The following is a 17,647-nucleotide window of genomic DNA, read 5'->3' as shown; positions in this document are numbered from 1 at the left end:
ACCCATCAGCTCGTGATTGCCTCGCGTAACGAGTTCTTCGTTTCCCGGTTCGCAAGCGTCGTGACCGCTGAACTTCCAGGGTCGCTCTTTGATCGCGTGCCCTCTGCACCAAGGCATGCGGTACCGGAGTGTGCCATTCTGGTGCCCCGCCCGCCTGATCGATCAGTGAATAACGTCATCCCGTGAACCAGTGCGGTTGCCGCAATCAGCGCGTCACGCTCGGCTCGAGGGTCTGGCACATCTATCCGGGCGCAGCGGCGTGCTACGGCGGTATCGACCGCCAGGATCCGGCCAGTGAAGCCTGGTCACACCTGTTGATCCAGCCATGCGCGCAACAGGCTGCCCTGGACCGCGTCGCGTCGCTCGATCTGAAGCACGCCCGTTTCCAACTCCAGAATGGTAATCGCCGATACGAACAATTCGCTCGCCTGAACGAACTTCGCCCAAGCCACGACCGCAGGGTCCGCCCGCCCGGACTTTGCTTTGCGCAGCTCCGACACCACATCGATATCAATGGCAATCAGCAGGACAGATTCACTTGGCGTATCTTGATATCGGCCCGAGGCGGATCGAACTCAACACCCTCTGCATCAGGCGTTGCCAGCACGTCGATGATGCTGGCGTTTCCGCCAGCCAGGCGCAGGTACTCATGCATGCTCAGCGGGACATGCGTGGGCCTGCCGCGATCCATGGTGAGAACAGGCCCCGATAACGCTGCCTTCTTGGCAGCGCTGGTGTCGTGATTGGATTCACAGCTGCTTGGTGTGGTGGGCATGGTGAGTACCTCCGCAAACGCCATGTACGCATGTTACTACTTGCCGCAACTGGTCAATGCCTCGTTTCCTATCCCTAACAGCGTCCCACATCGTTGAGCATCTCCCATACTGCCGTCGGGAAAGTCGAAGGGCCTGTCGCCCCGCCGGGCTTCAAGCGCACCTCCCCCTGGTCGGCTGACGCCTGCGCGCTCCGCTTGCTGTACGGGTCCGTGGGTTCGCGCAATGAAGTGAGTTGGGGCGGTTTTGCTGGGTCCTTCACCTTATCACGGCGTGCTCGCCGTCAAGGGCTTCACCCGCGTTGCGCGTTTGCGGCTGTCGCCGGCTGCGCCCCCTGACTGCTTGCGCTGCGCCGTGCCGGGTCGGTTCCGGGCAATTCCGCCCGAGCAACCGGAGCACGCTGCCATGTCTCAATTCACCTTCGAGTCGTCCCTCCTGGTCCGTGATGCCGAAGGGCATTACCTGCCGGCCACAGCCGATCAGATCCTCGAAGCCGCACGCCGGGTCGTCGACCTGAAAGTCCGGCGGGGCGCACCGTTCAATGCGCCTGACATCGTCAAGGAGTACCTGGGCGCCAAGCTCGCGGGCCTGGAGCATGAAGCCTTTGCAGTACTGTTTCTCGACAACCAGCATCGGCTGATCAAGTACGTCGAGATGTTCCGCGGGACCATCGACAGCGCCTCGGTATATCCGCGCGAAGTCGTGAAGGAGGCCCTTAAGCTCAATGCGGCGGCGGTGATCCTTTCGCACAATCATCCGAGCGGGCATGCAGAGCCGAGCCAGGCGGACAGGACGCTGACCCGAAAGCTCAAGGACGCGCTGGAGCTGATTGACGTGCGCACACTCGATCACATCATCGTGGCGGGTCAGGAGCAGGTGTCGTTTGCCGAGCTCGGGCTGTTATAGGCCAGAGGGGGGCTTCGGCCCCCTTTTCTTTTTTTTGCGCGCCCACCAGAACGACAAGCGATGTCACAGCCGTCTGATCGAGCGCGAAGCTGAGGGCGACAATCTGCTCCCCGTTGCGCTGGTGGTGTGTCGGCATGCGGCTACAGCGTCATATCGAGCACGATGCGGCCCTCAATCTCACCCTTGTGCATGTGTGCAAAGATCGCATTGATGTTTTCCAGGCGATCCGTGGCGACAGTGGCGCCAACTTTGCCTTGCGCTGCGAACTCAAGTGACTCCTGCAGATCCAGCCGGGTGCCAACGATCGAACCACGCACGGTGATGCCATTGAGCACCATGCCGAAGATGTCCAGCGGGAAGTCCCCTGGCGGCAGCCCAACCAACGACATCGTGCCGCCACGACGCAGCATGCCGGCGGCCTGGGCGAAGGCTTTCGGTGATACCGCAGTGACCAGCGCACCGTGTGCACCGCCGATTTCTTTCTTGATGAAGGCAGCCGGGTCTGTAGTGAGCGCATTGACCGTGAGCTGGGCGCCGAGGCGTTCAGCCAGGCGCAGCTTGCTGTCGTCGATATCGACCGCCGCCACGTTCAGGCCCATGGCCTTGGCATACTGCACCGCCATGTGGCCGAGCCCACCGATGCCGGAGATCACCACCCAGTCGCCTGGCTTGGTGTCGGTGACCTTCAGACCCTTGTAGACGGTCACGCCGGCGCATAGCACCGGCGCGATCTCAACGAAACCGATGCTCTGGGGCAGCAGACCGACATAGTTGGCATCGGCCACCACGTACTGGGCGAAGCTGCCGTTGACCGAATAGCCGGTGTTCTGCTGCGTTTCGCACAGTGTTTCCCAGCCGCCGAGACAATGCACACAGTGGCCGCAGGCCGAATACAGCCACGGTACGCCGATACGGTCGCCTTCGCGTACATGCGTGACGCCCGCGCCCACCGCCACCACGTGGCCGACGCCCTCGTGGCCAGGGATGAAGGGCGGCTCAGGTTTTACCGGCCAATCACCCTCAGCGGCGTGCAGGTCGGTATGGCAGACCCCACAGGCTTCGACCTTCATCAGCACCTGCCCCGGCCCCGGTCGTGGCACCGCGACCTCCTCGATCACCAGCGGTTGTCCGAAGGCACGTACCACGGCGGCTTTCATGGTTGTATCCATTGTCTGCTCCGTTTCGAGTGGGAAAACCTCAGCCTGCGCCTGCAAGGCAACAGACTGATTGACCCGGGTCAACGTCACCAGGCCGACACGATGAACGGCGACGGGCGGCGACCCGGCCTAGAGCGGATCTCCGACCAGGTAAGCGTGCCCCGGATCGACTTCGCACGCCCCGATACCACTCCAGGATCGACGAGCGCCCTGCTCACCTAAACGGATTTCCAAGCGGTTCTGTCCGCAATCAGCTGACGTGGTGAGTTGTGCGGCCTCGACAATGTCGTCGCTCCAGGCCGTGATCTGGTAGAGCCGGGCCTCGGCCATCAAGTCCTCGCCCTCGGTGTGCTGAAGCAGGTTGGCCTGCGCTTCTACACAAAGCCCCGCCTGCCTGAAACAACGGATTTCAACGGCGCCCGTGCCGGGCGGGACATATCCGGCCAGCACCTCCCAGGCGCCCCAGACACGTACCTCGTCGGCATCCGCCATGATGTCCAGCGGTGGACGAATGACGTCTGGCACCTGTGGTGCCGCCCCCAGATAGAACCCGCCAAGGGCCGTACCCGCGCCCAGTGCGATCAGCACGAACGCCGCCTGTAACCCAAAACGCCGCATGTGCACCTCCTTGTGGCAGCCCGTCGATGGGTGCTGTCTCGACACATTAACCCAGCCCCGCATAGCCAAGTCTGGCGTGGTTCACGGACATCGAGAAAAGCTCAGAGTCATTCGTTAAGGTGCACAATACGGCGGAGATTGCCGGCAAAACGGCCGTTCTGATAATCAAGAAGTTAGCGGGTGCATTGACCTACCCGGCACGCCTGAGACGCGGCTCTCTGACAGTGTTCGACCAGCCTGCTAACTTCGCGCCTTTTAACCGCACGGATGCCCATGCTGCGCTATTTCTTGACCGCTCTACTCTTCACGGCCCTTCCCGTCGCCGCCGAGTCGATTGACTGTCGTGTCATTGGTATCGCCGATGGGGATACCTTCAGTTGCCTTACTGCCCACAAGGATCAGGTGCGGGTACGACTGGGTGAAATCGACGCACCGGAATTGAAGCAGCCGTACGGCAGTCGTGCACGGCAGGCCCTGTCAGGCTTGGTGTTTGGCAAGGACGTCACCCTCCACATCCAGGACCTCGACCGTTACGGCCGCACCGTAGCGCGCGTGACAGTTGGCAATACCGACGTGAACGCCGAGATGGTCAGGACCGGAGCCGCCTGGGTATATCGCGACTACCTGAAGGACCGCAGCCTCTTGAACCTCGAAGCGGTGGCGAAGGAGTTCAAGCGAGGCATCTGGTCGTTGCCGAAATCGGAGCAGGTGGCGCCTTCTGAATGGCGGCAGGCACAGCGAAGCGGCTCCACGTCGCAGCGTGCATCGATACGGCCTCCCTCGACGTCACCTCAGCAGAGCGGCTTCAGCTGCTCGGTGATCAAGTCCTGCCGGCAGATGAGCGGGTGCGCAGAAGCCAGGTTTCAGCTTCGGTCGTGCCGAAACCCCCGCATTGATGGTGATGGGGACGGGATTCCGTGCGAGGCGATTTGTCGGTAAGCGCGTGGTTAGGTCTCAATCAATAAAAGCTCGGTTAGCTGGAAGACGATGGAGACGGTGTCTGGGCCTAAGGGCGAGGTGTCGTGTGTAAGGCCTCACCCGCCAAGGCGGGTCGCGCTGGCGTAAGGGGCATCTAGCCGGCAGGCCCTCTCGGCCCTGGGGCGCTCATCGCTGACGCTGGGATCTATGGCGATGGCTGGGTTCGGCCAGAAGCGGACTGTTCTTCAGTGGCTTAGAAGACCTTCTGTGAGGCGTGGAGGTCTCTAAGGGAGGGGGGCTATTCACCCTTAGCTGGGCAGTTGGTATTTACCAGAGGTATTGGCCTGCAGATCTAGCAGATAGCTATTCAACCCATTCAATACGTCATCGATGGGGTTGGCGTGCACTCGGCCGAAGGCGATGCTGATCGCCATATCCACAACCGGCACTGAGCGAACCTTTTCGGAGACTTGCTGAAACTCCGCATGTTGCAAAATGAGGAGCAAGGCCTCCTCCAAACAAATCAGGCGAGCCCAAAGGGCATCCACAACCGGAATATCATCTACCTTTGAGAGAGCAACAAATGCGCGCTTATCACCGCTTACCAGGCTTGAGTCATCATCGCCATGTAAAGCAGCGAAGAGGGTAGCCTCTCCAGAGTCGATGTCCGGCCTGTTCAGCTCTAGTAACGGATTGGCTGAGTCAGCCAACACGACCACCTCAGAAGCCGCCTCAACAAGCTGCCTGGCCATGTCCACAGCCTCTTGGCTACCGAGCTTGTCGCGTGCCTTATCAGTATTGGCCAGCTTCAGCTGATACTTGAGCTGTGGAAGCACTGCAAAATCACTCAAAGCGCAACCCAGCGCCGCAGCCAGCTCATTTAGCAGGCGGTATTGGCAGATTTTTTTGGCTGCATCGCTATCAAGCAAATACAAGATCGAGTTACTCCGCAAATCCCTGCATCGCAAGAAGGTGTTCACTGCTCTCGGCGGTGATCGCCGAAAAATCGATATTGTTCATGAACCGCTCCCGGAGCACATCGATAGCTCCAGCAGTCGGAGGAAGGAAGCGTAATGCCTGAGAGGCTTTCATCCAGTCATCGTGCTCTTTGGCATAGGACAGGATCAGGTGTCCCTGATCGATACCACTCTCTCGACCAAGCCGAAACGTTGCGGCTGCTAGCATTGCTGCAGAAGCTTGGCGAGGAATTCGGCGGGCAACCTCTAGTTGGCCATTTCTGATCAGCTGTAGAGCAAAGCTATCTGCCTCCCTCTCCTGATCATCACGCACAACCTGGGCTCTTCCCTCTAGCCCCTCACTCACATCAGCAATCTCTTCATCGATGAGAGCGCCGTTGTCTTGAACGTGGCCACAGAGAATGTGGGCCAACTCGTGCGCTAGAACAAACAGTTGCCGGGACTTCTGATCGTGTCCGAACCCAAGCAAGATGGCAGGCCGGCCATCGACCATCACTGCCATGCCCGTCATTTTCTTGGTGTTCTTAGGCATGTCTTTGAGGAACAAGACGGGAATGCCATGCCCCCAGCACAAATCCAGCAGGCCCTCGAAGTCGACACACTCTCGACCACTGAGAGTGCGCACCATCTCGTTAAGCACGCTTGGGTCATTCGGCAGATTGCGATAGGCAGTAGATGCAAAAACCGCCAGGCGCGCCAAAGCAATGCCGAGGCCAGCAGCGACATCCAACTCTTCAACTCGCGTATCTGCCCGATGCTTGAAATTGGCACGAGCCGCCCGCGGCTGGATTGTCAAATCACCGTCTTGCCCAAAACTAACGTCCAAACCCAGCCGCTGCTTCAGGATCAGAGCAAACTGGAACGCTCCAGCACTGGTCTTGAAGAGACTGTTGTCCCACCAGTCAGGCAATAGCTTCGTGACATACGCACGAGGGTAACCCGCTGCCTGGAGGCGTTCGAACGTGGATTTAACGGTTATCGGAGTCTTTGCGTCTTGCATTTGCAGTCTCCTCTAACGCTCTTCCATTAGTTGATTTTCCCATGCCCGCCCGGCTATGAGCAAAAAGCAGATCTGCCAGCCTGCGAGCATGGACATCTGAGCCATCCCACACAGAAGCTAGCGCCCCCATCAAGATGTCGCTCGACCGCGGATCAGCAGCCTCATCCTGGGTATCTATTTTTGCATATTCGCATAAACGAAGATGCGTCTTAGTGAAACGTTTCGGCGAGTCAAAAAGATTACGATAGACCTGTGATTGATTAACGCCTGTAGCCCTTGAAATTGAAGCACTGGTCTCCAGCCCTTCACTGGCGAAATACCCGCGAAGCTCAGTGATAATCCGGGGCAGATCTTTATTTTTTCTCATGCAAATATTTTAGCATATTTGCATACAGCTAAGCAGCCACTAGAATGCCTTCAGCGGTCTGAAATACGAGGACAAGTGAGCCATTTTTTCGGCATGATGGCCTCCCCTTTGAGAATCGAACATGCGTGAAGCTGAAATAAAACTTGCCCTATCTCACCACCTAGCAACGGTGAGGCCGACTGACTCCTTCCATTTCCTGGAGGAGGTCGAACTCAACGGTGGTGAGATTCGTGCGGATCTTGTGCAAGTCATGGACATGCATTGCTACGAGATAAAAAGCGCCAGCGACTCGCTGACTCGCTTGGTTGGCCAAGGCTCTCGCTACGCACGTGCGTTCGATCAAGTGACTCTGGTTACCGCCGAATGCCACCTCAAGAAGGCTATGCCAATGCTGCCGTCATGGTGGGGCATCATGGTGGTGCCGGATAAGGCTGGCCAGGCATTCAAACAAGTGCGAAAAGCCAAACTCAACAAGCGCCACGAGCCTGGCGTTCTGGTCACGCTACTCAAGCGCGAAGAGGCACTGCAGATACTTGAAGAGCAGGGAGTCACCCGCGGCTTCAAGAGCAAAAGCCTCTATGTCATTCAAGCCAAGCTCACCGAGCTACTGCCCCTGGAGGAGCTCAAAATCAAAGTCCGGCAACGTTTGATCAATCGAGCTTGCCCCAGTCTCAGTATTGCTCTTTAAGCACATAAGCGATGTGGTGACTCCACGCTTCCGTGATGTGGTAGTGCCCGCAGCGCTTTTTCTTCGCCGGCAAATTGGGGTCTGCGCGCTCTTCGATGAGGCGGTCTCCAAACGAGTAAGTAGCCCCCTTGAAGTCGCCAGCGTAGGTATTCACGAGGATCTCGGAGAGAGCAATCGAGTCGTTGGTGGTATTGCCATCAGCCCGCAGAACCAGCCAGTCGTCATCACGGGTATACCGGATAGCAATACGGGTACCGCGGCGCTGCAGAATCTCCTCCGTCCATTCCGGCGAAAGCGTCCCGTAGTCACCAAATCCGATCTTAAGATCCGGTACATTGGCATTCACGTCACACCAGAAGCCCCAGTCATCGCGATTAAAGGTCGCCATACCAGTTTTGACCGCAGCCAGACTTGCCGGGTAAGCCCCGGAGATCAGGTGCACTGACTGATAGCCGATGGCTGCTAACGCCCGCAGATCTTGACCCAGCCTGGCTACCGAAGCCGGCATCCACTCTTTCGGGCTCACACCCAAATCAACAATCAGTGAAGAGGTGATCCCATGGGTCTTCAAGAAATTGTGGGCGCCTTTGGCGAGTTGCAGCCTATCATCCGGAATAGTCAACGTACTCACCCGCAAGCGGATGACAACAGAGGGCAGAGCCTCCGCCAACTTGAGAAACCTAGCCCCGACACTGGCCACATAGGCAGGCCCTAAAACAGGCGAGGCCGGGAGTTTTTGCTGGACAGCATGCTGCATAAAATCTAGCAACTCGTTCAGGCGAACATGCGTCAGTGCGCCACTAGGATTGGCATAGTCCACCAGCACTTCATACGGCCAGATCGTTTGGAGATTCGCAATCAGGTTTACATGCTGCTTAGAGGTCCGAACCTCGACACAGGGCCGCAGGCGAGAAACAAGAGCAGCGTCGACCTTCTCAAGAGCTCGCTGTTCGTAGCCCTGCCACTTGATGATCGGAATATACTGCGGATGAGTCGGAAACTTGGCCATGTAGCCCTCCCTGGCACGCTGATTGACAAAAACGTATAGCATTTTGACATCGCCGCGCCAACTCTGGGTCGCCCAGCAACCTCCAGCCCCAAACCCTATACGGCCCACCCCCGATCGGTGACGAAGTAGCAGCGACGGTGGCTTGCTCGCATGAAGGTGTACTGGGCTCTGTGTAAATCAGGCAGCTATTGGTCGAAGGCAGCCTACAGCGAGCGGCTGCTTCTGGCCGGTTAGCGACCACTTCTCAGGCTAGCCATGCTTGTCCTCCCACATGTGGAGGACTTGCCATGAACATCACTGCTACCTGCACCCGCCGGCCCTGGAACAAAGGAAAGTTGGTCGGACAGAAAACCCCGCTCCGGCTGAGAGATATCTGGGCCATCGAGTAAGGCTTCAGCTTGCAGAACGAACCCGGGATCTGGCTTTGTTCGATCTGGCCATCGACAGCAAGCTTCGAGCCTGCGACTTAACCAAGCTCCGTGTATGCGACGTTGCTCATGGCGAGCATGTGTCATCACGAGCAATGGTTATGCAGCAGAAAACGAAGCGACCAGTGCAGTTCGAAATTACTGAGCAAACACGGTCTGCTCTCGCGGCCTGGATACACCAAGCCCAGCTCCGTAGCCAGGACTGCCTTTTCCCGAGCAGGCTGCACACCTCAGACCATCTATCCACTCGTCAATACGCTCGTATCGTCAAAGGCTGGGTGCAAGCCATTGGCCTTGATCCGGCCATGTATGGCACTCACACAATGAGACGTACAAAGGCATCACTGATCTATCGCAGGACAAAGAACTTGCGGGCCGTTCAACTTCTGCTTGGCCATACGAAGCTGGAGAGCACCGTTCGATATCTTGGGATTGAGGTCGACGACGCCTTGGAAATGGCAGAGCAGACCGAGGTTTGACCATGTATAGCGACGGTCGAAGTCAGGCCGTCGCTAACCGGCCAAAAGCGGTCATTCAGCGCCTATTAAGCGCCAGACGAGCAACTTGAATGAAGCGCAGCGCTGCAGGTTTTTTTAATTAGTTATGAAAATCATCCGGCCGCTCACCTGATTACGCAGACGCCTGCACAGTTCTATTACGTGGCAGGAAATACCAATCCGCCGATTGTGCGGATGTCCTTCGAGGTGGCTAACGAGATATTGGAAAAAGCAGAGGACGCCTCGAAGGGATTTAATTTATTTAACCTCGATAAGCTGCTGAATTTCGGAAAGGAACTTTAAGTGCTCGTCAGATAGCTTATCGCCTAGCTTTAAAATATCAAAACAACTACTACTTTCGACGCCACCCATGGTTTTGTGGTATCGCTTAGTGGTCTCCCGTATCGCGAAACGACCAAGGAAAATACTAGTCACGCGATCTGGGTTATTATCGTCATCTTTGTAATTGGCGTAAAAATGATCATAAATAAGCTTTAGGTTTTCCCTTGTGGCGTAGCCTTCATTTAAGTCATTTCGATAGCAAATAACAGCCTCGCGCTCTCGATAAATATCAAGATTACTGTAAGGTGGCCTGAGCGTTATTGATCCATCAGGATTCAGAGGGTACCTTTTGGCCTTGAGCAATTCATAAATTGGAATAAAAGTATCAAATGGCTCGCCATCATGTTTGTCTAGTAAGCCCTTGAAGTCTGCAACCATATCGCAAGAATGAAGGCTTTTTATTTCATACCCATACTCATTTTTTTCCACCCATAGATGAACGTATTTATTGACCAAATAGTCCAGCGTTCGATTATGAGCCAAGTAAAATTGGTAAAGTCGATTATACTCCTTGTCGCTGGCTTTATTTGGGGCAAGCATCGAAGCCCAAGTGTTTCCATCAAGCTGAAGACTAAACTTTAAGTGTCCCTTCGGATTACTTATCTTCGCCGCTGTCACCCTATAAAAATTCTTCATGAGTCCGCTCCTTTAATTTGCTAATAGTCATGGAGGTCATGCTTTTCCCGTACTTGATAAAATCTTAATCGCCTTCTGGGTAGCACTTAGGTTGGTGTCCGCTTCTGGCCGAATGCTGCCATTGACCCCACCAGACTCTGCTTTTACCCCACCACACTCCGAAAACTCGCCCGGTAGTCAGTAGGCTTGAGATGCACATGCTGGCTCAGATCGCCGGGTAGCGTGAAAAGGCGCGGACCGTCTCGAAATTGGAACACGCGATACAGATGGAACTGATCGCCCGTTTCCTTTGAAAACTCGAGCTCGTTGTGGCTGACCAGGAAAGACGAGCCTACCCCGCCGTTGGTGGTTTTCACCTCGATGAAGCGCTCACGGGCGTCATCTTCGAACGACAGGATGTCGAAGCCTGCACCGTCTCCTTGGGAGTCGGACACCCAGTCCAATCGCTGGAATAGCTCCGGGTGGCCCGCTGCGGTCAGGCGCCGCTGCTCGAACTCGATCACCCACTGCTCCCCTGCCCGGCCCAGCTTGCGGTTGGCTTCATCGCGAGCGGCATAGTCGAACTTTCGCGGTAGGCGTTGCCGAAGGGATGCCGAGGTACGCACGAGCACTTCACGGGCGGGCGGTTCTACCAAAGCCGCCTGGTAGGTTTTGTCACCCGGAAGTTTTACCTCCTCCAGGGCATCGACAAGGGCGCCGACCGTCTGCTGATGTTCCAGAACATAGGCGTGTACGGATTTACGCAGCAGCAGTTGACTGTTGCCGCGTGGCTTGTAGCCGTTGATATAGGGTAAGCCCAGGGCATCAAGTACGGCGCTGATGTTCTGGTGCTTGAGCTCGACTGAAGACTTGCTGCGACCGTTCAGCTGTTGGCGCAGTGCCTGGTTGTGCTCGGACTTGTTGTACGGCTCCCCAGAGGCCTCGGCGCGCAGCATGTCGAAATAGTCTTCGACCGTGGCCAGGACCTCTTCTTCGGACCAGTCTTCGCCGATGCGAATGATGCGAAACCCGAGCCGCGACAGCGCCGGAACGACGGTCGCCTCGCCACCGGAGAAGCTGTCCGCAGTGAGCGGGCCCTGATCAGGAAATTGCTTGCCGAAGGCGACACCGGCGATGGCCTTTGAATCGCAATCGACGCCAGTTTTTGGGTCACGGACCAGGAAGTCGCGCGACTTACCGAACCCATAGCGCGCCAGGAATTTGGTGCGGCCTAGTTGCACGAACTCATCCATCGCAGCTTGTACGGCAGCGGGGCTTCGCAGTTGGGAGAGCTGAGACACAGGGTCCTTCCTTTTTGTCATGGTGTGCCGGGGACCGCAGAGTCACGAGACTATGAGTAGCCCCTGAACAGAAACGTCACGACAAAAGCCGTGAACGCCACCAGGCCCATTAAATCCCTTGCGTATTTGCAGCCCGTGCTGTCCAAGCTTGTACCAGGTCCGATCAACACGCTCCAACCATTGAGGTACGAAAACACCGCCTGGCCGAACAAAAAATGCGTGATGGCCGCCGCAGCCATGACGCCGGAATCGTCAGACAGGCTGTAGCTGTTGACCAGGACTGCCATGATCATCAGTGTCAGTATCTTGTATCGAAACGGGTACAGAGCGGTTTCGAGTTTCGACTTCTTCATTTCAACTGCTAGACCGTTAACTGCGTGTTCATGGTCGCTGCTGTGCCTGCCAGGTCAAACACCCACAACCCTCGGCACCACCAGTTCCCACTGCTCACACTTGTGCCACGCTCGGTACTGTTCTTCGCACTGATCGGTGTGGCGAACCAGGATCGCTGCTACCTCGCAGTGCTCGACATCCAGGCCGAGCTTGAAGGACTTGGCCGTGCGGCCCACGGTCTGGCCGCTGGCATCAAGGATTAGGTAGCGCTCATCCTGCGCCTTGAGCGTGAGCGGGTCGCCTGGTTCCAGGCTTGCCAGTGCTTGGTGGACCGGCGAGCTCGGTGGCTGGCGCCCCGCAAAGTCCAGATCGATGTCTTTAAGCGACAGCTGCAAGTAGCGCTTGTCGAGTTCGGGCATGGGCTCGCCGGCAAAGGTCTGTCCAATCACCTCTTCGGTCAGGTTTCTTGCGAACGGGTTGCCACCCGGGAATTCACATAGGGTCAGTGTCTGCTCGGCGCGAGTCATGCCGACGTAATAGAGCCGACGCTCATCGCTAAGGGTATCGGGCTGAGCAGACCATCCGCCGTCGAGCACCACGACGTGTCGAAACTCCAAGCCCTTGGCCGAGTGCACCGTGCCGAGGTACAGCCCCTGCTTCGGTTGCTGGCGCAACTCACGCGCGTAGTCGTAGAGCCAATCGATCAGCGAGTGGGCGGCGAGCGGGAATAGCCCAAACTCGGCGGTGAGCTGATCGAACGCGGTGACAAAGAAACCGTACCAATCCGGGGCAACGGCGGCATCACTCAGGCGCGACCATGCTTCGGCCGCCGTGACCGGCTCGATGATCGCGCGTAGCCCTTCAACCGCTCGCACAAAGCCCCGCTGGGCCGTAAGTGGCAATGCACTTTCCTTGTCAGCGGCCAGGCAGTACGGCACGCCGTGGGCCTCGCACCATGCCTGAACCGGCAGCAGGTACTGATGGGTGCGCGCCAGTACGGCGCAGCCCTGCCAATCCTCGGTGTCCAGCGTGAGCAGCCGTTGCAGCTCGGCCATTGCCGCTTGGGCCTGAACGTTCGCGTGTGCATCGTCTTCGGCATCGACCCTCAAACGCAGCACCCGCCCTGCCCGTTCCGGATCCAGGCTCTCCCAGTCGCCACCTTTGGATTGCTCACGACGGGCCGTGTCGATCTGAATGGGATGATCCTGTTTCAGGCGATCCGGGTTACGGCCAATAACGCTGTTGGCGGCCTCGATGATGCGAGCACTGGAGCGGTAGTTGTCGACCAGATAGCTCGTTGACGCCGAATATTCTTCGCGAAAGCGCTCGATGTAGCGGTTGTTGGTGTCGCGCCAGGCATAGATGTTCTGGTCGTCGTCGCCCACCGCCAAGATGCACAGGCGCCCTTCTTCCTCGGCCTTGCGCCCTGCCAGCGCACTGACCAGGCGGTATTGCAGGTCGTCGATGTCCTGGTACTCGTCGACCAGGATGTAGCGGTACCCGCGCATCAACTGTTCGCGCAAGTCATCCTCGCCCTCGACCTGACGCTTGCCTTCGAGCAGCTCGACGGCCTCGCTCATCACCTGGGCGAGCCGCCCCTCCTCGACCGTCTCGCCACGCTCGAATCGCGTGCCGGTCAGGCGCATGGCCATGCGGTGATAGGTCATGACGTTGACCCCATACGCGTCGGGTCCCACGAGCCTCAGCAGGCGCTGCTTGATCTCGTTGGCCGCATGCCGGTTGAAGGTCAGGGCCACGATGCAGCGCGCCGGTACGCGTCGCACGCGTAGCAGGTAGGCGATCCGGTGGACGATGACGCGCGTCTTGCCCGAGCCGGGTCCCGCCAGCACCAGACGGTTGACGTCATCATCGTCCGACACGATGACCCGTTGGGCGGCGCTGAGCTTCTCTACGATAGTGCGCCAGGATTCCTCGCTGGTGGCAAGCTTGAGCACCTCTTCGCGGCCCGCGAAGTAGCGACGAATGAATTCCTGTTTGGCCAGGGTGAAATAGTGTTTGACCAGGTCGCGGGCTTCTCGCATGGAGCCCAGCGCCACTTCGGCGTACTCGCGCATAACATGTACTTGAATGCGCTTCTCGCGGTAGTGCTCGTCCAGTCGCTGGTAATCGTCCTTGAGGTAGCCGGTGCGCTTTTCCGGATCGACTTCGATGGTCATGGCGCGACGCATCACCGTCATGCCGTGGTTGAGGGTCAGCACGTCTTGTTTGTGCAGGTAGAGCAGCACGTGCTCGATTGCTCGGCGTCGCTGTGGCGGCTCGATCCGAGCACGCAGCTCCAGGTCTCGGTCTATCAGTTCCGTGAGTTCGCCGAAGGTGGTGTCGACCAACAAATCCTTGCTGCGTGAACCCGGCGGCAGCTTGCCAATCAGAAACGGCAGCACCACCGCAGCCAGGGCGCGACGGCGCTCGCCGAGCCCCTGAATGCCCCGCCAGTTATACCCGCCGCGGATGCGCAGCTTGAGAAAGTCCTGGCTGATCTGACGCAGCTCGAAGCTGCTGCGCAGCTGCGTCTCGCTGTCGTGATCCTGGGCGAGGCTGCGGAGCAGACGCAGCACGTGCAGCGGTATGAGTTCCTGGTTGCCGGTGGCGGTTTTGAGCGCTGCGGTCAGCAGCGGCAGGTTCAGATCCTGCCAGTCGCCGCTCTCGGCCTCGGGTGCCTGCTCCTGCAAGAGATCGAACAGCGCCGACTCCAGTTCCAGCGTGGCTTGCAGACGTTGTGTGGACGGTCCCACCACACCGTGGCGCACGTAGAGGGTGAGCTTGGAGTCGTTGACCAGCAGGCCGAGATCTTCCATCTGCCGCAGGGTCGCGGTGACCTCTTCGGAGGTCAGGCTGGTCAGGGCCATCAGCGCATCGGTGTTGATGCGCTCGTCGGCGCTCGCATCATAGAGAAAGCTCAGAATGGCCTTGAACTCTTCCAGCCTTCGGGCCGGTAATTTGGCATTGGCCAGGCGCTTCTCGGCCTCTTCTTTCGAGAGCTTCAGGCTCGCGGGGAAGATCTGGGTCTGGTTTTCCTCACGCTTTAGAAACTGCCCGCGCTCGAGCCAAGCCACGGCGGTGACGACCTTCGTTTCGGCGTCGCGCTCACCGGCTTCGAAGCTCGTCTCGACCTGCTCGTCCATCAGCACTTCGCCGGCGGTGATGACGACTTTGCCGCCCTTGCGCCGCTCGCTCTCCTTGCGCAGTTTGCGCAGGATCTGCTGAATGTCGCGCAGGGTCAGCTTCGAGCCCTCGCACATGCCGAACTGGTTTTCGATGTCTTGGGCGTCGTACAGCAGCACGCAGCGCGCCTCGCCCTGGTCGCGCCCCGCCCGGCCGGCTTCCTGCAGGTAGTTTTCCAGCGAGCCTGGAATGTCGGCATGCACCACCAGGCGAATGTCTGACTTGTCCACGCCCATGCCAAAGGCATTGGTGGCCACGATGATCTTGAGCTCGCCGCTTTTGAACGCGTCCTGAATGTCCTTTTTCTCGTGGGGCTCGAGCCCGGCATGAAAGTACTTGCAGGCCCACCCATGACCGATCAGAAAGTCCGCGAGCTCCTCGGCGCCCTTGCGGCTGGAGACGAAGACCACCGCCCCGCCCTCGTTGCGGCCCAGTTCGTCTTCGAGCAGCGCCTGGGTGTGGTGGCGCTTCTCGGCCCGGGCACAGGGCAGCACCTCGAAATTCAGGTTGTTGCGCTCGTGGGTACCGATGAAGTGCTCGAAGGTGACGTCGAGCTGATCCTTGAAGTGCTGCTCGATGTCTTCGAGCACATCGGGCTTGGCCGTGGCGGTGAAGCAGCCGATGGCGGCCAGCGCGCCGTCACCGGTGAACTGCTTGATGAAGCGCGAGACGTAGAGGTAGTCCGGGCGAAAGTCTGCGCCCCACTTGGACAGGCAGTGAGCCTCGTCGAAGATCCAGGCGCCGACCTGTCGTTGGGCAATGGCCCGGCGGAAGGCCTTGTTGCGAAACTGCTCGGGCGAGACCAACAAGATACCCACGTCCCCCAGCTGAATCTTCTCCAGCACCTCGGCCCGCTCGGGCATGGTCAGGAGGCCATTGAGGGTGGCGGCGCATTGGACGTTGCGGGCCAGTAGGCCATCGACCTGATCCTTCATCAGCGACTGCAGCGGCGAGATGATCACCGTGAGGCTGCCGTTGCGGTGAAAACGGTTCAGGGCCGGAAGCTGGTAGCACAGCGATTTGCCACCCCCGGTCGCCAGGATGGCCAACACGTGCTTGCCCTGCATGCCCGCCAACACCACGTCGTGCTGCAGGGTGCGGCCGTCCGGTTCGGTGCGAAAGTCATCGAAGCCGAAGTAGCGCTTGAGTTCGTGGCGTGGGTCGTGGGTGGTGGTGCAATAGCCGCAGCTGTCCTGGCCGCAGGGGGTATCACGCAGCTCGGCGATCAGCCGGCCCACTTCCGGAAACTGGTAGCGCACCCAGGGGGCTAGCACCGAGTTGCCGCCCGAAACCCGCAGCCAGGCCAGTGCATAGGCCAACGGCAGATGCAGGGCCTCATCCATGAGGTCGGTTTCCAGCAGCTGCTCCAGGCGGGTGCTGCATACCTTGAGGGGACGGCTCAGGGTTGGGTCGGTTTCTTTGAGCAGCTCGGGGATGAGGCTGCGCAGTTCGGTGAGGCGCTTGGGTGCCTGGCCGGTGATCGAGGCAAAGAGTGAGCCCAGGTCGCTTTTGAGCGTTGGGGCCAGCAGCGCCTGGTAGCACAGGAGTTCGGCCTGGTGGCTCGTGTTGAGCTCGGTAAAGGCCTGACGTTGGTCGTTGAACAGGGTGAGCGTAGACCGGCAGTCCGACAGCGGTGAGTTGAGGCTGTCACGAATGAGTTTGTAGTCCTTGACCAGGCGGTGATACGGGTTTTGCGGAAAGGCCAAGGGGGACAGACGCAGGGTGTCGATCACCGGGAGCTGGTGCAGGGCAAGCTGGGGCGCCTGTTGTTTGAGGATCCGCAGGTCATGGTCGATGACGTTATGGCCAAGCACGAAGCTTGCGCCCAGCCCCAGGGTGTCCAGGGCATCGAGGATGCTGGGTAGATTCTTGTCGACCTTGCGTTCGAGCTCCTCACCCGTGTCGGGGCGCAGGGCACCGACCATGAAGATGCGGTCGGGTTGGCCCGCTGTACCGGGTGCAACTTCCAGATCGAAGATCAGGCTTTTGGGTTGAGACGGTGAAGCCATCCGGACGGCGATCCTTGCAACAGACTACGGGGCTGTTGGCACTGTAGCGGTAAATGCCCGGTGTAGGTAGGTGCGTGAGGTCGCGGTGGGGGGTGGTTGTGGGGGTTTCAGATGGGCGTCGGTCCCCCCTAGACTGGAACAGAAAGCGGAAGAGAAAGAGCAAAAGAGCATAAAGAGCAAAAGAGCAAAGGATTGGGCGTCACCCGGCTGGGCCGGGTCGCGCTGGCGTGCTGCGCATCGAGCCGGCCGGGGCCGTCTCGACCCTGGGGCGCTCATCGCTGACGCGAGGGAGTGGTGGCGATGGCGGGTTTCGGCCAAGAGCGGACGCTCAACAGTATCAATATAGTGGTCTGTCCCAAAGGTTTCCCGACTACTAAGCGCCGCCCAGCAAGCCGCCTTTCAAACCCACAGCGGTTTCACCCCTTCGCAGAGTGTCCATGCTGGTCCTGTGTTGGTCTTTGGCGTGACCATGCTCTGGACGTCCGCACCCCTTCCAGACTTTTACATAAACCTGGCCTATGCCTGG

The 17,647-nt window shown here is 58.7% G+C and carries 14 protein-coding genes and 2 pseudogenes; 4 read left to right on the top strand and 12 right to left on the bottom strand.

Annotation, left to right across the window (positions count from 1 at the left end; genetic code table 11):
- Nucleotides 1-5: 5 nt before the first annotated feature.
- Both EA795_RS04705 and EA795_RS04700 read right to left on the bottom strand, forming a co-directional pair.
- Nucleotides 6-524, bottom strand: a pseudogene (locus EA795_RS04705) (type II toxin-antitoxin system VapC family toxin).
- Nucleotides 521-775, bottom strand: a complete 255-nt coding sequence (locus EA795_RS04700) for a type II toxin-antitoxin system Phd/YefM family antitoxin (protein WP_122075827.1) — start codon at nt 773-775, stop codon at nt 521-523. The pseudogene EA795_RS04705 and the gene EA795_RS04700 overlap by 4 nt, the downstream one beginning before the upstream one ends.
- Before the next feature lie 403 nt (nt 776-1,178).
- Here EA795_RS04700 and radC point away from each other — a divergent pair, with 403 nt between their 5' ends.
- Nucleotides 1,179-1,679, top strand: coding sequence for a RadC family protein (gene radC / locus EA795_RS04690; RefSeq protein ID WP_122075825.1), 501 nt, complete (start codon nt 1,179-1,181; stop codon nt 1,677-1,679).
- 140 nt (nt 1,680-1,819) lie between these two features.
- Here the strand turns inward: radC and adhP are convergent, their stop codons facing one another.
- Nucleotides 1,820-2,848 (bottom strand): alcohol dehydrogenase AdhP, encoded by a 1,029-nt coding sequence (adhP, locus tag EA795_RS04685; RefSeq protein ID WP_014852960.1) that lies wholly within the window; start codon nt 2,846-2,848, stop codon nt 1,820-1,822.
- A 117-nt stretch (nt 2,849-2,965) separates the two neighbouring features.
- A complete protein-coding gene (locus EA795_RS04680; RefSeq protein ID WP_014852961.1) occupies nt 2,966-3,454 on the bottom strand; it encodes a hypothetical protein in 489 nt (162 codons plus the stop codon).
- Nucleotides 3,455-3,727: 273 nt separating this feature from the next.
- Between EA795_RS04680 and EA795_RS04675 the strand changes: the two genes are divergently transcribed.
- Nucleotides 3,728-4,393, top strand: coding sequence for a thermonuclease family protein (locus tag EA795_RS04675; RefSeq protein WP_122075823.1), 666 nt, complete (start codon nt 3,728-3,730; stop codon nt 4,391-4,393).
- A 287-nt stretch (nt 4,394-4,680) separates the two neighbouring features.
- Here the strand turns inward: EA795_RS04675 and EA795_RS04670 are convergent, their stop codons facing one another.
- Genes EA795_RS04670 through EA795_RS20895 form a run of 3 tightly spaced genes read right to left on the bottom strand, consistent with a single transcriptional unit; the run spans nt 4,681 to nt 6,716 of the window.
- Nucleotides 4,681-5,307: a hypothetical protein gene (locus tag EA795_RS04670; protein WP_122075821.1), complete on the bottom strand. Its 627-nt coding sequence runs from the start codon at nt 5,305-5,307 to the stop codon at nt 4,681-4,683.
- 7 nt (nt 5,308-5,314) lie between these two features.
- Nucleotides 5,315-6,349, bottom strand: a complete 1,035-nt coding sequence (locus EA795_RS04665) for an ImmA/IrrE family metallo-endopeptidase (protein ID WP_122075819.1) — start codon at nt 6,347-6,349, stop codon at nt 5,315-5,317.
- Complete coding sequence (locus EA795_RS20895; RefSeq protein ID WP_147456292.1) at nt 6,318-6,716, bottom strand: hypothetical protein; 399 nt, start codon at nt 6,714-6,716, stop codon at nt 6,318-6,320. Before EA795_RS20895 ends, EA795_RS04665 begins: the two co-directional genes overlap by 32 nt.
- Nucleotides 6,717-6,837: 121 nt before the next feature.
- On the opposite strand from EA795_RS20895, the gene EA795_RS04660 reads away from it, so the two are divergent.
- A complete protein-coding gene (locus tag EA795_RS04660; protein WP_122075817.1) occupies nt 6,838-7,404 on the top strand; it encodes a sce7726 family protein in 567 nt (188 codons plus the stop codon).
- Here the strand turns inward: EA795_RS04660 and EA795_RS04655 are convergent.
- The gene (locus EA795_RS04655; protein WP_158601295.1) at nt 7,388-8,413 is read right to left on the bottom strand and encodes a beta family protein; all 1,026 of its coding nucleotides are present in this window, start codon (nt 8,411-8,413) and stop codon (nt 7,388-7,390) included. The two genes, EA795_RS04660 and EA795_RS04655, sit on opposite strands and share 17 nt — an antisense overlap.
- Before the next feature lie 287 nt (nt 8,414-8,700).
- Here EA795_RS04655 and EA795_RS04650 point away from each other — a divergent pair.
- Nucleotides 8,701-9,320: pseudogene (locus tag EA795_RS04650) on the top strand (tyrosine-type recombinase/integrase).
- A 276-nt stretch (nt 9,321-9,596) separates the two neighbouring features.
- Here the strand turns inward: EA795_RS04650 and EA795_RS04645 are convergent.
- The 4 genes from EA795_RS04645 to EA795_RS04630 all read right to left on the bottom strand — a co-directional run bounded on the left by EA795_RS04645 (nt 9,597) and on the right by EA795_RS04630 (nt 17,121).
- The gene (locus EA795_RS04645; RefSeq protein ID WP_122075814.1) at nt 9,597-10,316 is read right to left on the bottom strand and encodes a hypothetical protein; all 720 of its coding nucleotides are present in this window, start codon (nt 10,314-10,316) and stop codon (nt 9,597-9,599) included.
- 143 nt (nt 10,317-10,459) lie between these two features.
- Nucleotides 10,460-11,596 carry a protein NO VEIN domain-containing protein gene (locus EA795_RS04640; protein WP_122075813.1) on the bottom strand — a complete coding sequence of 379 codons (1,137 nt, stop codon included), beginning with the start codon at nt 11,594-11,596 and terminating at the stop codon, nt 10,460-10,462.
- 50 nt (nt 11,597-11,646) lie between these two features.
- Nucleotides 11,647-11,949 carry a hypothetical protein gene (locus EA795_RS04635; protein ID WP_349771811.1) on the bottom strand — a complete coding sequence of 101 codons (303 nt, stop codon included), beginning with the start codon at nt 11,947-11,949 and terminating at the stop codon, nt 11,647-11,649.
- Nucleotides 11,950-12,003: 54 nt separating this feature from the next.
- The gene (locus tag EA795_RS04630) at nt 12,004-17,121 is read right to left on the bottom strand and encodes a RecQ family ATP-dependent DNA helicase (RefSeq protein ID WP_122075812.1); all 5,118 of its coding nucleotides are present in this window, start codon (nt 17,119-17,121) and stop codon (nt 12,004-12,006) included.
- Nucleotides 17,122-17,647 lie beyond the last annotated feature (526 nt).

Source organism: Stutzerimonas nitrititolerans (assembly GCF_003696285.1).
In the GTDB taxonomy this organism is placed as follows: Bacteria; Pseudomonadota; Gammaproteobacteria; order Pseudomonadales; family Pseudomonadaceae; genus Stutzerimonas; species Stutzerimonas nitrititolerans.
Note: the sequence above shows the minus strand (reverse complement) of the source record. Positions and strands in the feature narration are given on the sequence as shown.

Bases quoted from the DNA above. Each gene is read 5' to 3' on its own strand.
- EA795_RS04700 (WP_122075827.1), bottom strand. From the start codon at position 775: ATGCCCACCACACCAAGCAGCTGTGAATCCAATCACGACACCAGCGCT.
- radC (WP_122075825.1), top strand. From the start codon at position 1,179: ATGTCTCAATTCACCTTCGAGTCGTCCCTCCTGGTCCGTGATGCCGAA.
- adhP (WP_014852960.1), bottom strand. From the start codon at position 2,848: ATGGATACAACCATGAAAGCCGCCGTGGTACGTGCCTTCGGACAACCG.
- EA795_RS04680 (WP_014852961.1), bottom strand. From the start codon at position 3,454: ATGCGGCGTTTTGGGTTACAGGCGGCGTTCGTGCTGATCGCACTGGGC.
- EA795_RS04675 (WP_122075823.1), top strand. From the start codon at position 3,728: ATGCTGCGCTATTTCTTGACCGCTCTACTCTTCACGGCCCTTCCCGTC.
- EA795_RS04665 (WP_122075819.1), bottom strand. From the start codon at position 6,349: ATGCAAGACGCAAAGACTCCGATAACCGTTAAATCCACGTTCGAACGC.
- EA795_RS20895 (WP_147456292.1), bottom strand. From the start codon at position 6,716: ATGAGAAAAAATAAAGATCTGCCCCGGATTATCACTGAGCTTCGCGGG.
- EA795_RS04660 (WP_122075817.1), top strand. From the start codon at position 6,838: ATGCGTGAAGCTGAAATAAAACTTGCCCTATCTCACCACCTAGCAACG.
- EA795_RS04655 (WP_158601295.1), bottom strand. From the start codon at position 8,413: ATGGCCAAGTTTCCGACTCATCCGCAGTATATTCCGATCATCAAGTGG.
- EA795_RS04645 (WP_122075814.1), bottom strand. From the start codon at position 10,316: ATGAAGAATTTTTATAGGGTGACAGCGGCGAAGATAAGTAATCCGAAG.
- EA795_RS04635 (WP_349771811.1), bottom strand. From the start codon at position 11,949: ATGAAGAAGTCGAAACTCGAAACCGCTCTGTACCCGTTTCGATACAAG.
- EA795_RS04630 (WP_122075812.1), bottom strand. From the start codon at position 17,121: ATGGCTTCACCGTCTCAACCCAAAAGCCTGATCTTCGATCTGGAAGTT.